Source organism: Stenotrophomonas sp. YJH_SMC_120 (assembly GCF_059368675.1).
In genome coordinates this window covers 117954-130386 of the sequence record NZ_JCAFRY010000012.1, presented here as the reverse complement: position 1 = coordinate 130386, position 12433 = coordinate 117954, and the positions used below count along the sequence as shown (strand labels likewise).

General features: G+C 68.0%; 15 protein-coding genes. 8 read left to right on the top strand and 7 right to left on the bottom strand.

The annotated features are described in order from the left end of the window. Positions 1-152: 152 nt before the first annotated feature. Entirely contained in the window at positions 153-686 is a 534-nt protein-coding gene (locus AC5P60_RS14870; RefSeq protein WP_033834054.1) for a hypothetical protein, read from the bottom strand. A gap of 126 nt (positions 687-812) precedes the next feature. Here AC5P60_RS14870 and AC5P60_RS14865 point away from each other — a divergent pair, with 126 nt between their 5' ends. Both AC5P60_RS14865 and AC5P60_RS14860 read left to right on the top strand, forming a co-directional pair. After that, a complete protein-coding gene (locus AC5P60_RS14865; RefSeq protein WP_005411247.1) occupies positions 813-1409 on the top strand; it encodes an NAD(P)H-dependent oxidoreductase in 597 nt (198 codons plus the stop codon). A gap of 16 nt (positions 1410-1425) precedes the next feature. Then, positions 1426-2019 carry a TetR/AcrR family transcriptional regulator gene (locus AC5P60_RS14860; RefSeq protein ID WP_242899455.1) on the top strand — a complete coding sequence of 198 codons (594 nt, stop codon included), beginning with the start codon at positions 1426-1428 and terminating at the stop codon, positions 2017-2019. 13 nt (positions 2020-2032) lie between these two features. On the opposite strand, the gene AC5P60_RS14855 is transcribed toward AC5P60_RS14860, so the two are convergent. Further along, on the bottom strand, positions 2033-2827 hold the full coding sequence (locus AC5P60_RS14855; RefSeq protein WP_111117946.1) for a D-alanyl-D-alanine carboxypeptidase family protein: 795 nt from the start codon (positions 2825-2827) through the stop codon (positions 2033-2035). Between the two features lie 121 nt (positions 2828-2948). On the opposite strand from AC5P60_RS14855, the gene AC5P60_RS14850 reads away from it, so the two are divergent. Both AC5P60_RS14850 and AC5P60_RS14845 read left to right on the top strand, forming a co-directional pair. Beyond that, positions 2949-4502: an alkaline phosphatase gene (locus AC5P60_RS14850; RefSeq protein WP_483693906.1), complete on the top strand. Its 1554-nt coding sequence runs from the start codon at positions 2949-2951 to the stop codon at positions 4500-4502. A 42-nt stretch (positions 4503-4544) separates the two neighbouring features. After that, positions 4545-5111, top strand: a complete 567-nt coding sequence (locus tag AC5P60_RS14845) for a GIY-YIG nuclease family protein (RefSeq protein WP_033834050.1) — start codon at positions 4545-4547, stop codon at positions 5109-5111. 7 nt (positions 5112-5118) lie between these two features. Here AC5P60_RS14845 and AC5P60_RS14840 read toward each other — a convergent pair whose 3' ends face one another. Beyond that, positions 5119-5262 carry a hypothetical protein gene (locus tag AC5P60_RS14840; protein ID WP_172958424.1) on the bottom strand — a complete coding sequence of 48 codons (144 nt, stop codon included), beginning with the start codon at positions 5260-5262 and terminating at the stop codon, positions 5119-5121. 98 nt (positions 5263-5360) lie between these two features. Here AC5P60_RS14840 and AC5P60_RS14835 point away from each other — a divergent pair, with 98 nt between their 5' ends. After that, positions 5361-6260: a LysR substrate-binding domain-containing protein gene (locus tag AC5P60_RS14835; RefSeq protein ID WP_005411241.1), complete on the top strand. Its 900-nt coding sequence runs from the start codon at positions 5361-5363 to the stop codon at positions 6258-6260. Positions 6261-6291: 31 nt separating this feature from the next. On the opposite strand, the gene AC5P60_RS14830 is transcribed toward AC5P60_RS14835, so the two are convergent. From AC5P60_RS14830 to AC5P60_RS14820, 3 genes are all read right to left on the bottom strand, one after another. Next, the gene (locus AC5P60_RS14830) at positions 6292-7008 is read right to left on the bottom strand and encodes an ABC transporter substrate-binding protein (RefSeq protein WP_049433113.1); all 717 of its coding nucleotides are present in this window, start codon (positions 7006-7008) and stop codon (positions 6292-6294) included. Positions 7009-7070: 62 nt separating this feature from the next. Next, positions 7071-8594, bottom strand: coding sequence for a carotenoid oxygenase family protein (locus AC5P60_RS14825; protein WP_483693907.1), 1524 nt, complete (start codon positions 8592-8594; stop codon positions 7071-7073). Positions 8595-8620: 26 nt separating this feature from the next. Then, positions 8621-9043 carry a DUF2141 domain-containing protein gene (locus tag AC5P60_RS14820; protein WP_483693908.1) on the bottom strand — a complete coding sequence of 141 codons (423 nt, stop codon included), beginning with the start codon at positions 9041-9043 and terminating at the stop codon, positions 8621-8623. 156 nt (positions 9044-9199) lie between these two features. Here AC5P60_RS14820 and AC5P60_RS14815 point away from each other — a divergent pair, with 156 nt between their 5' ends. The 3 genes from AC5P60_RS14815 to AC5P60_RS14805 are packed head-to-tail and all read left to right on the top strand — an operon-like array spanning position 9200 to position 11329. Beyond that, on the top strand, positions 9200-10300 hold the full coding sequence (locus tag AC5P60_RS14815; protein ID WP_076739653.1) for a sensor histidine kinase: 1101 nt from the start codon (positions 9200-9202) through the stop codon (positions 10298-10300). Continuing rightward, on the top strand, positions 10297-10935 hold the full coding sequence (locus AC5P60_RS14810; RefSeq protein ID WP_005411236.1) for a response regulator transcription factor: 639 nt from the start codon (positions 10297-10299) through the stop codon (positions 10933-10935). Before AC5P60_RS14815 ends, AC5P60_RS14810 begins: the two co-directional genes overlap by 4 nt. A 22-nt stretch (positions 10936-10957) precedes the next feature. Beyond that, on the top strand, positions 10958-11329 hold the full coding sequence (locus AC5P60_RS14805) for a VOC family protein (RefSeq protein WP_005411235.1): 372 nt from the start codon (positions 10958-10960) through the stop codon (positions 11327-11329). Between the two features lie 65 nt (positions 11330-11394). Here the strand turns inward: AC5P60_RS14805 and AC5P60_RS14800 are convergent, their stop codons facing one another. Continuing rightward, positions 11395-12234, bottom strand: a complete 840-nt coding sequence (locus tag AC5P60_RS14800) for an arylamine N-acetyltransferase family protein (RefSeq protein WP_231522911.1) — start codon at positions 12232-12234, stop codon at positions 11395-11397. Positions 12235-12433 lie beyond the last annotated feature (199 nt).

The window sequence follows — 12433 nt, the reverse complement described above, 5'->3', positions numbered from 1 at the left end:
CGGTTCAGGGAGAATCCGGCGTGGGGACCCAAGCTACTTCTCGGTCGCAAGACCTGGATCCACACGGTCGCCCACGCCGGGCTCTCGGCACCCAAGGTGCCAGATTGGCAAGAGATAAGATCCACGCCATGCGTGGATGGATGCGCCTGCGATTACAGCGCCTGCATCCCGCCCTTGGGCAGCGTCACGCCAGGCTCCAGCGCCGGCAGCAGTTGCCGCAGCAGCGCGGGGTTGTCCAGCAGTGCAGCGCCGTCAATGAAACTCCATCGGGTTGTGCCGACGCGGCGCACGGCGAGCATGAACGAGGTGCTGCGCATCGGCGCCTCGCGCACGCGCAGCAGCGATTGGCGTGGCACGAAGCAGACTTCTTCATCACCGGCTGCATAGGTGCGGCCCGGCACACCGGCCTCGTCGCTGATGATGGTGACCCCGGCCTTGCGCAGCTCTTTCAGGGTGTCGCGGGTCATCCGCGCATAGGCCTCATCGCCCCCGGCCAGGCGCTTCAGGCTGGGATGGGTGCGGGCGATGATCAGCTCGGCATCGCCGCGGGCGAATGCGCCCATCATCGCCTGCACGTCCTGGCGCAGGGCCGCCGACTCGTCGGCGCTGAGTACGCCGGCCCGCGCCGCCGGGGCCATCGCGGCCAGCAGCAGGAGCAACAGGGGAACAAGCAGGTATCGGCGCATCGGCGGGTGTCTCACAGGGCACCGCCGCACTATACGGTGGATGCGAAAACAGCGTCCCATCGATGGCGCTGGTATCCCGAAAATCACTACTTACTATCGGTAGGTAGTGATTTCTGGAGACCCCCCATGCACAGCCTCATTGTCATCGCCCACCCTGAACCCGGTTCGCTGACCCATGCGATGGCGCATCGCATCGGCGATGCCATCACTGCTGCCGACGCCCGCAACACCGTGGCCTACGCCGATCTGATGGCCGAAGGCTTCGATCCGCGCTTCAACGCCCAGGACCAGGCCTTGTTCCGCAGCACTGGCGCGGTACCGGCCGACATCGCCGCCGAGCACGCACGGCTGGAGGCCACCGATACGCTGGTGCTGGTGTTCCCGTTGTACTGGTGGTCGTTCCCGGCACTGCTGAAGGGCTGGATCGACCGTGTCTTCACCAACGAATGGGCCTACGCACAGGACGCGCAGGGCAAGCTGGTGAAGAAGCTGCAGCGCCTGAACGTGCATCTGGTGGGGCTGGGCGGCGCCGACGCAGCGATGGTCGAACGACGCGGCTACGATGCGGCGATGAAGACGCAGATCGACATGGGCATCTTCGACTACTGTGGCGCACGCGTGCTGACGTCCGACCTGCTGCTGGATGCCGATACCGGTGCGGCCGGAGCGCATCTGCAGACCGCGCTGGCGATCGGCCGTAAAATAGGCACTCCGATGCGCTGATCGCCGTGTTCCGCCGATGCCCGCCAACGCCGCTCCCACGCGCCGCCGATTGACCCGCGAGCAACGCGCCCGCCAGTTGCTGGACGTGGCCTGGGCGCTGGTTGGTGACGAAGGCACCGACGCGTTGACGCTGGGACGGCTGGCCGAGGCGGCCGGTGTGACCAAGCCGGTGGCCTACGATCACTTCGTGACCCGCAACGGCCTGCTGGCCGCGCTCTACGATGACTATGACGGGCGGCAGACGGTGGTCTTCCACGAGCGTATCGGCCGCGCCCGCGCGCAGCTGGCCGACCGTGCGGCGGCCATCGCCTCCGGCTACATCGACTGCATCCTCAGCCAGGGCAGTGAAGTGCAGGGCATCCTCGCCGCGCTGGTGGGAGCGCCGGAACTGCACGAGGTGCGGCGGCGTTACCAGCAGGACTTCATCGACAACTGCGACGTATGGCTGGGTCCGTTTGCCGCCGATGGCACGGTGCCCCTTGCTGGGCGCTGGGCGATTCTCGGTGCGGCTGAAGCCCTGTCCGAAGCCGTGGCGGCAGGCGCGCTGGACAAGACCAACGCCGAGGCCGAGCTGCAGCGGCTGATCGTGGCGACGGTCAAGCGGCGCTGAGCGGCTTCGGGCGTCAGGCCCCGGCGGTGCTGCTGGCCAGCGTGGCGAATCCTGCCGCCAGCTGATCGCGTACCAGTGCGTCGCGCGCGTCGCGGCTTTCAGAACCCAATACCACGGTGATCAGGCGTACCGGCTGATCCCGCCCGGGCACTGCCCGGCATGCCGTGGCGGCCAGGCAGAAGCCTGCTGCCTGGGTGTAGCCGGTCTTCAATCCATCCACGCCGTCATCGCCAAGCAGCGCATTCTGGTTGTTGCGGCTGAAGCTGCCATGCACGAACGCGCGCTGCGCGGTGATTGCCAGTATCTGCGGATGGTCATTCAGCAGGCAGGCGGCCAGCACCGCCATGTCGCGCGCGCTGGATGCATGGTGCGGCGTGGTGATGCCGGAGACGCTGGCGAACCAGCTGCTGCGCAGGCCGAGCTGGCGTGCGTGCCGGTTCATGCGCTCCAGGAACGCAGGCTGCGATCCGTCCAGGTGGCGCGCGATGGCCAGCGCCGCGTCATTGCCGGAGACGATCATCAACCCCTCCAGCAGGCGCGCGAGCGTGACCGTTTCGCCGGGCACCAGGCCCATGCGCGTTTCATCGTCGGCGACCGCATGCACGTCGTCGGCGGCGATGGTGACTTCGTCGCCCCACGAGCGCCCGCGCTCCTCGACACATTCGTAAGCCGCGTAGGCGGTCATCAGCTTGGTCAGCGAGGCCGGCTGCCTGGCGATATCCGCGTTGTGCTGGTGAATCACCGCGAAAGTTGCCGCATCGAGGGTGATGGACGACAGCGGTGCACGCGCAGGAGCAGGAGACGGCATGGAAGCGACGATGGTAGCGGGGACCCTGGAGGATAGTGTGCGGCGGCTGCACGAAGCTGAAATATTGAAACGATATAACGTATCGCCATTGTGGGCCGCCGATGGCCCGACGGGACATCCGATGACTGCACGCATTCCACGCCGCTGGCTTCATTCTTCGTTGCTGCTCGCGCTGGCCGCACTTGGCGGCTGCCAGCCCAACCTGCGCGCCGAGGCTGTTTCCACCGCCGAAGCCGGTCCGCTCAATGTGATCGTGATGATCAACGACGGTGCCGGCTGGGGTACCTGGGACGCCGCCGCCTACTGGCAGTACGGCAGCCGTGAAGGCGCACCCTATGCGGATTTCCCACTGCGCCTGGCGGTGACCACCTTTCCGTTGAACGCGAGCAGCCAGCCGACCGGTGACAACGCGCAGACGCTTGGCTACGACCCGGCCAAGGCCTGGGATGACGCGCCGGTTCCTGCGCAGGACCTGCCCTTTGCGGGCTACCGGTACCTGGCCGCGGTGGCTACCGACAGTGCGGCGGCGGGCACTGCGCTGTCCTCGGGGATCAAGACCTACAACAACGCCATCAACTTCAACAACGATGGCCAGCCGGTCGAGTTCAATACGCTGCGCGCCAAGCGCCTGGGCATGGCCACCGGCGTGGTCACCTCGGTGCCGTTCGCGCATGCCACGCCGGCCGCGTTCGCGGCGCAGAACGAATCGCGCAGCAACTATCACGCCATCGCACACCAGATGCTGGCGCAGGGCCACATGGACCTGGTGATGGGCACGGGTGGCCCGGGCTACAGCGTCGACGGCCGCGCCTGCCATGAAGGTGCGGACGCCGCGAAGGCGGAGGGCTGTGCGAATCCATGGGAGTGGGTGTCGCAGCAGGATTGGCAGCAGCTGGAAGCGGGCACCACCATCGGCGGCAATCCGGCGGGACCGTGGCGCCTGATCCGCAGCAAGGAAGCGTTCGCCGCACTGGCGCAGGGACGGTTGCCGGCCGACCGGCCGCTGATCGGTGTACCGCGCGTGGCCAACACACTGCAGCAGGCGCGCCAGCTGCAGGTGCTGGGCAAGGATGCAGGCACGCCCTCGGGAGTGAGGAAGATCGACAGCGTGCCCGATCTGGCGACCATGACGCGTGGCGCACTGCAGTTCCTGCAGCAGCGCTCGTCCAAGGGGCTGTACCTGATGGTGGAAGGCGGCGCCACCGACTGGGCCGCACATACCAGTGCGTGCGGCACCGAATGGCATTACGGCCAGTGCAGCGATCAGCCGCAGTATGGCCGGCTGATCGAAGAGACCGTGGAGTTCAATGACGCGGTGGCGGCGGTGGTCGACTGGATCGAGCGCAACGGTGGCTGGGAGCGCAACCTGTTGATCGTCACCACCGACCACGACAACAGCATGCCGATGGGCCCGGATGCACAGGACGTGGCTTTCGCGCCGGTACGCAACAACGGTCGCGGCCGCATGCCCGGAATCAGCTTCCGCCCCACCGGCAACCACCCCAACGCGCTGGTGCCGCTGTGGGCCAGGGGCGCCGGCGCGGAGCTGCTGGGCAAGCGCGTGCGGGGCGTCGATGCCGGCTACCGTCAGCACGTGCGCTGGAACGACGGCAGCTACATCGACAATACCGACGTGGCTGCCGCAGTGCAGGAAGCGCTGCAGCGTCCACGGTAACGCCCGGTTGCACGCGGACTGTTGTCGAGGCAGCCTGCGCACATGCAGTCGGATATCCGCATCGACGGTCGTGTCTTCGCCTACGTCTTCCCCTGTGCGTGGGAAGACTACGCGAAGATTGGTTTCTCACGTGATCCGCTTGGGCGCATCAGCGCATTGCACCGGCGTTGGTTCGAGTTCTTCGATCTCGACGCCGGTGCGCTGGTGGAAGCGGAAAGCGAGCGCGATGCGCGGGATCTGGAGCTGCAGCTGCGTTCGCCGTTCAAGGCGCACCGCGCGCCGGCGCCGATGACGGTCCAGGACAAGGCTGGAGGCCGCACCGAATGGGTACGTGGTGCCAACCACGCTTTGTCGCTTGCGGTTGCCGGCCTGGGCGAACAGGGCTATCGCTGCTATCCACTGAAGGGATGGCTGCGAGCCGCCCTTCGCCTGCGCATGGACCGGCTGCACGACTGGGCTGCGGTGCAGCTTCCCGAAGAGGAAGGCCTGCGGATCCCCGGTGGCCCCGGCGAGGGCGCGCTGCGTGACACCCTCGACGGTTGTCGGGCATTGGACATCGATCCGATCCCGTGGCTGCCTGAACACGTCCAACGCTGGTATGCAGGTTGAGGAGCCTTCAACGGGTTCGCGGCGGCTGAACCGGCGCGGCCGGTTGCCGCGCGCACTGCGGGGCAGGTGTGGACGGGCTGGCCAGCTGGCGTGCCAGCTCGGCGCTGGCCACGTGGCCCTGCAGGAACAACAAGCCGCCGAAGATGTTCATGAGCGTGCCTCCACTTGAGTGGATTGCACGATACGGGCAGCATGGACGGGCAAAAAGCGACATTTCCGCAAGCATGACTTGAGAGAATTTCAAGCCTTATGTCCCGCCCTCCGCTCCATGCGCTCCAGGGCTTCGTGGCTGCCGCCCGGCTTGGCAACCTGTCGCGCGCGGCGGCGTCGATGAACCTGACCGTCAGCGCGCTCAGCCACCAGATGAGGCAGCTGGAAGAACGGCTCGGGCAGCCGCTGCTGATCCGCCAGCCGCGTGGTATCACCCTTACCCTTGAGGGGCAGCGCCTGCTCGAGCAGGTGGGGCCGCATCTGGATGCGATAAACGAAGCCTTCCAGCCCTATGCCGCGCGTGCCGAGCACGTGCTGACGATCAGTGCGGTGCCATCGATGGCATCGGCCTGGCTGGTGCCGCGCCTGGGTCACTTCGTGGCTGAGCACCCGCAGATCGAGATCAACCTGCAGTCGAGTGAGCGCCTGATTGATTTCGAGCGGCAGCGCCAGTTCGACGCCGCGCTGCGGCTGGGCAGCGGGCAATGGCCGGGCCTGGTGGTGGAACCGCTGTTCGACGAGTGGCTGGTGCCGATGGCGAGCCCCGCGCTGATCGAGCGCATGGGGGGCATCGACCGTGTACCGCTGACCCAGTGGCCGCTGCTCGGTGATCCCGACGGCGCGTGGGGCGCCTGGTTCGCGTTGAGCGGGCAGAGCCCGCCATCGCGCTTCGTGGCGGTGCTGGATGATTCGGAGGCGCACCATCGCGCCGCACTGGATGGCGTAGGCGTGGCCCTTGGCCGGGTGACCCGGGCACGCCTGCTGCTGGAATCCGGCCAGCTGGTCGCGCTGTCCAGCCAGCGCCTGAAGACGGCGTGGCCGCATTGGCTGGTGTACCCGCAGCGCTCGGCCAGCCATCGCGGCTTCCTCGCGTTCCGCGACTGGCTGCATGCGCAGGCCGCCGAGCATGTGCAGCACATGGCGGACGCGCATCTGTAACGCCGCGCGGTGCTCGATCTCGACTCTACAGTCACTGCACCAGGGTGACCGCCTGCCCGGCACGCGCGAACGCTTCCTCCAGCAACGGGCCCGCCTTGATCGCTTCCACTTCCTCAAACAGCGCCCGCAGCGCATCGGCGGGGCGTGAGGCCGGTGCCGCCACTGCCTGCTGGATCGCGGTGAAGCGATCGGCCAGCACCCGATGGCCGGGATGTGCCTTCGCCCAGGCCGCCAGCGGCTGGCGTACACCGGCGGCGGCATCCAGGCCGTGCTGGTCGAACAGGGCGATGGCCGCTGCCGAGGTGTCCGCCCGCTCGATCGTGGCATGGCGCAGTTCCCGGCTCAGGAACAGGTCATAGGCCGCGCCACGCCCCACCGCGATGCGCAGTCCGTCGCGGTCGAGGTCGGCCACTTGCTGCGCCGGGCTGTCTTCGCGCACCAGGTAAGTGCCTTCGATCTCCACATACGGAGCGCTGAAGGCGATGCGGTCGGCACGCGCCGGATCGATCGCCAGGAAGGCCAGATCCCAGCCGTCTTCGCCCGCTGCGGCGACCACCGAGGCTGCGGCACCGTGGCAGGTGAAGCGTGCCTGCACCCCCATCCGTTGCGCCAACGCGGTAGCCAGTTCCAGCGAGGGGCCGCGCGGTGAGCGCGCATCGCCCTGTGCCAGCACCGGGTTGCCCAGGTTGATCGCCACGCGCAGGAAACCGTGCGGTGCCAGCGTACGTCGGTGGTCGGCCAGGGACATGCAGGACTCCACGGGGCAGGGGAGACCCAGCATGCCAACAACGCTGTCCGCGTGGCGTGGACTCAGCCGCGCGCGGCGAAGGTGCCGTGGAAGCCCAGTGGCACCGCATACGGCAGCCACGCCTGGGCCAGCGGACCGTCATCCACATGGCGCGCATCCAGCACGGCCAGACCGCTGCGCTGGTTCACCGGATCGAGCAGGGTGCCGATCAGCCAGCCGTCATCGGCGTTGCGGCTGCCCGGGCGCGGTACGAACACATGCTCTTCGGCCATGATGTCCGCCCCGTAGTTCCAGAGCTGGCGGCGTCCGTGCTCGATCTCGAACGCGGCCACCGCGTTGAAGTACGGCGCAGTGGCCGTGCCGTCGATGGTCGGCGCATACAGCCGTGCGCCACGTGTGTTCGCCGAGCGCGGGTCGAACAACGGGAACTCCACGGCGCTGATGCCCAACGTCTGCCAGCGGGCCTGTCCACGACGCAGGTCCAGATGCAGCTCGACCAGGCTGGCGCCACTGTTGGCCGCGTGTGCGCCATCACCGGCCATCGCTTCCTTCATCGGCGAGCGCGCCTCGTTGATGTCGTCGTGGCGCACTGCGCGCAGCACGATGCCGCCATCGCGGGTGAACGCGTCGCCGAAGTGGTAGATCGCCGCGAACGGGGCCTCGAACCATTGCGCCTTGTCCGGGGCATACTTGGCGACCACCGCGATGCGCACCGGACGCTGCGGTGCGAACTGCATGCGCTCGAAGAAGCTGCCACCTGCGCCGGTGAAATCGAACGGCATCATCACGAACACCAGGTGCTGGTCGGTCATCGCGAAGGCATGCAGGTAGCCATGCTCGGGTGTTTCGATCACATTGGCGCTGCGCAGCTGGCCGTCCGCACCGATGTGCCAGACCAGGAGGCCATGGCCCCCCGTCAGGCTGATCGAGCCGAAGTTCCAGAGGCTGCCGTCGCGGTCGGCCAGCGGGTGCGCCGAGAACGGCAGCGCCGCCAGGTCCGGACGCCAGGTGACAGGGCCAAGCGTCCGCAGCGAATCCGGGTCCACTTCGAACGCCGAACCGGATTCGCACAGGGCGAACAGGCGGCCATTGATCATCGTCACCGAGGTGTTGGCCACGTTGGCACCATCGTTGTTGCGTACCGCCAGCGCACCGGGAACGCTGGTGCCGGCGGCCGGATACTGGAAGCGGCCGGCCTTCTGTTCACGGGTGAATTTCGGCGTGGCGACCATGCGCCCGTGATGGGTCAGGCTGCCATCACCATTGAAGCGCCAGCCATGCACCATGCCGTCGCCGTCGAACCAGTGGTCGTAGCGGAAGCCATCGCGCTCGGTCCACGCCGGACCGTTGCGGTACAGCGTGCCAGCCAGGCCTGACGGCAGCTTTCCCTGCAACTGCACGGTGGCCGGGCCGAGGCTTTCGCTGCCGACGCTGCGCCAGCCGAGCAGCCACGGGTGTTCCTGCATGCCCTGCGCGAACCGCGCCGGGTCGCCGGCGAAGGCGGGAGCGCTGCGCAGCGCGGTGGTGCCCAGGGCCAGACAGGCACTGCTGCTGAGCAGGGTACGAAGGAAGCGGCGACGGTCCATGGTGGCCTCGAGTCTGGATGCAGGAATCAGCGCAGGGTGATGTCGATGGCGGTGCCGGCGGCCGGTACGTCGACGCGCGCCTCGTCGAAGGTCGGCTTGCGCATCACCTTCGGATTGTTGCTGAAGCCGTAGCCCTCCACCGGCATCCCGACCAGGTTGGTGTCGAGCTTGCCGTTGTCGTTCTCGTCGTGGGTGAGCAGCACGGCATAGCTGCCGGCCGGAACGCCCTTGAACGTGAAGTGGGCGCTGTCGCCGCTGGGCGCCGCCTGCTGGGCCTGCACGGGCCTGGCCTTGCCGTCCCAGGCGGCGGCGCTGTCGACCAGCGCAACGCGCAGGGTGCCGGTCTGCACACGGACGTCGTGCACGGTCACGGCCAGGTCGGCGGCGTGGGCACTGCCGGCCAGGGCCAGGGCAGTCAGGGCGGTGCTGAGCAGGGCGGTGCGGATCATGGCAGTGGCTCCGGAAGTGTGTGTGGCGGTGTGGCGCCAGTCTGCGTGCGGCGCTGCACCGGGTTCAGGGCCAGTGGTCATCGATTCGACGTGCCAGAAGTCACTTTCTGCGCCGGACCCATTGCCGCCGGCGTGCGCGGCGGTCAGCATCTGGCCATGCCCAGCCTGTTCCGCCATCTGTTGCGTCCCCTCAGCCTCGCCGGCCTGGCCACCGTGCTGGTGGTGGGCCTGTCATTCGCGGTGCAGCGCAACGGTGCCGGGCTGAGCCTGCTGCTGCTTGCCGTGTTCCTGCTGCTGTTCGTGGTGCACGGCTGGGCGTCGGTGCCATCCCGCGTGCGCGCTGTCGCGGCGGTGTTGCAGGCGTTGCTGGCGGTCGTGCTGGTTGCGCTGCAGCCGCGTACCGGCACCGCACCGGTACTGCTGGTGGTGCTGGTGGCGCAGCTGGCCGAGCATTGGCCACCGCGCTTCGTGCTGGCTGTTGCACTGCTGGCCAACCTCGCCATGTATCTCGTGCTGCGCTACAGCGGCTTCAGCCAGCCGCTGCTGGTGGTGCTGCTCTATGGCGGCTTCCAGGCCTTTGCCGCACTGACCGCACACTATGCCCGCAGCACGGCGCTGGCCCGCGATGACCTGGCCCGCGTCAACGCCGACCTGCTGGCCACCCGCGCGCTGCTGGCCGACAGCGCACGCGATGCCGAGCGCCTGCGCCTGGCGCGCGAACTGCACGATGTGGCCGGGCACAAGCTCACCGCGATGCGCTTGAACCTGCGTGCCCTTGCGGCCGACCCTGTGCTGGCCAGGCGCGAAGGATTGGTGCTGGCCGAGCAGCTGTCCGGCGAGTTGCTGGCCGACATCCGCCAGGTGGTGCAATCGATGCGCGATGATCGCGGCCTCGATCTGGCCACCGCATTGCACGCGCTGGCCGCGCCGTTCCCGCGCCCGAAGCTGCAGCTGCAGATCGGCGAGTGCGTGCGCGTGGTTGACCCGCTGATGGCCGAGACCGTGCTGCGCCTGGTACAGGAAGCGCTGACCAATGCCGCCCGGCATGGCAACGCAGACACCGTATGGCTGACGATCAACGAGGAGGATTCCCGGTTGCGTATCGACATCCGTGACGACGGCCAGCGCGCCGAGCGTATCCGCGAGGGCAACGGCATCGCCGGCATGCGTGAGCGCCTGGCCGCAGTGCGTGGCCAGTTGGAACTGGCCCGCACCGCACAGGGCGGCATGCACCTGACCGCCTGGGTGCCGGCATGAACGGCAGCGCGATCCGTGTTGCCCTGGCCGACGACCAGGCGCTGGTCCGCGCCGGGCTGCGTGCGTTGTTGCAGGGGTTGGGCGTGGACGTGGCGCTGGAGGCCGAGGAGGGCCAGGCGTTGCTGGACGCGCTGTCCACCCAGCGCGTGGATGTTGTGCTCAGTGACATCCGCATGCCCGGGATGGACGGCATCGAAGCAGTGCGCCAGCTGCGCGCGCGCGGCGATGCCACGCCGTGGCTGCTGCTGACGACCTTTGATGAAAGTGACCTGCTGCTGCGCGCCAGCGAGGCCGGCGCACAGGGCTTCCTGCTCAAGGACGCCGCACCCGCAGACCTGCGCGAGGCGATCGAGCGCGTCGCCGCAGGTGAAACCCTGCTGCTGCCGGTCAGCACCGAGCCGGTACGCGCCCGCTACCGCTTCCACGATGAAGCACCGCCCACCGATACCTTCGGGGAACGCGAGGTGGCGATCCTGCGCTTGCTGGCCGGTGGCTACAGCAACAAGGAGATCGCGCGCAGCCTGTTCCTGGCCGAGGGCACGGTGAAGAACTACGTGTCCGCCATACTCGACAAGCTGGGCACCCGCGATCGCACCCGTGCGGTGCTGAAGGCGATTACCCTGCGCATCATCTGAGTGGACCGAGCAAGGAGTGCCAGTGAACCCGATCCTGCATGTGGAAATCCCGGCCAGTGACCTGGACCGTGCCATCACGTTCTACCAGCGGTGGCTGCAGGTCGCGGTGGACGAACCTGTGGTGCTGCACGACTGCCGGATGGCCTACCTGCCGTTCTCCGATGAGGCCGCCGGTGCCAGCATTGCGCTGGTGCTCGGCGCGGACTACCGGCCTTCCGAACAGGGGGCGCGCGTCTACATCGGCGTCGATGACCTGGATGCGAGCCTGGAGCGAGCACTGCAAGCGGGCGCCGAGCTGTGCTTCGGACCCGCCGATGCGGGCGACTGGCGCGTGGCCGAGATCCGCGACAGCGAAGGCAACCGCATTGCGCTGCAGGCGCGCGCAGCTCTGTAGAGCCGAGACCACGCTCGGCTGCTGTTGGCCCAGCCGCTCCAGCTCAGCCGAGCATGGGCTCGGCCCTACAAGGTCGCGGCGCGCGAGCGCTGCAGCCAGTCATTGATGGCCGGGTCCAGTCGCGGGTCGTCCGGTAGCTGCATGCCGAAGCGCTGTTGCAGCACGGCACGCACATCACCCACATCATGCAGCGGGCGCTTGTCCGGTGCCTGCCCGGGACGATACTCGGTGTAGTTGCCGCTGCCGATGGTGCGGCGCCAGTCCGGCCCGGTCAGCGACGCGCGCAGCTGCCCGGGGAAACTGGAATCGGGATGGGTGCATACGTACCAGTTGCCCACCACGTTGTCGATCGGTGCCGGCGCCTGCAGGTCGAACCGATACATCGCCCGCCAACCATCGTTGGACTCGGCCGACAGCACGAAATCACCGTCGTCGGGCAGGCGCTGCAGCAGATAGCGTTCGTGCGGCGTGGCCTGCGGCTGCGGATCATGCAGGCGCAGCGGCACGGTCGGGGTCAGGCTGCCGAAACCGGCATCCACCAGCCAGTCGCCGCTGTCTACGTTCACGCGCAGCAGCAGGTGGGTACGCGCGGTCAGTTCGCCGTCCTGGGCGGCCAGCAGTACCCGCGCGCTCAATGGCTGCGCATCGAAGCCCAATGCCTGCAGCAGCGCCAGCAACCCGCCATTGAGTTCGAAGCAGTAACCACCGCGGCGCTCGTCGAGCAGCTTGCGCTGCACGCTGTCCAGGTCGATCGGCACCGCATCGCGCAGCAGGCAGCTGAGGGTCTCGAAGGGCAGCAGTGCGTTGTGGCGCTGCTGCAGCAGGGTCAGGCCGGCCAGAGTCCGCGGTGGCGGCGCATCCAGCTGCAGGCGCTGCAGGTAGCGGGGGACATCGAGCGTCGTCATGGAGACACCGGGCGGGGGAGGGATGTCCACTGTGCTCCCCCAACCGGGGTTGAGGTCAAGCGCGGCGGCCGTGTCATGCCTCCGTCGCCTGCACCCGGTACAAAGGCCGCGTCCACCAGCGATGGGGGGACGCAGACGAAGAAAGCGCTAAAGTTGTCCTGAGTCAGGCCGATACAGGTGCGTCTTTCCGCCTGGAGTC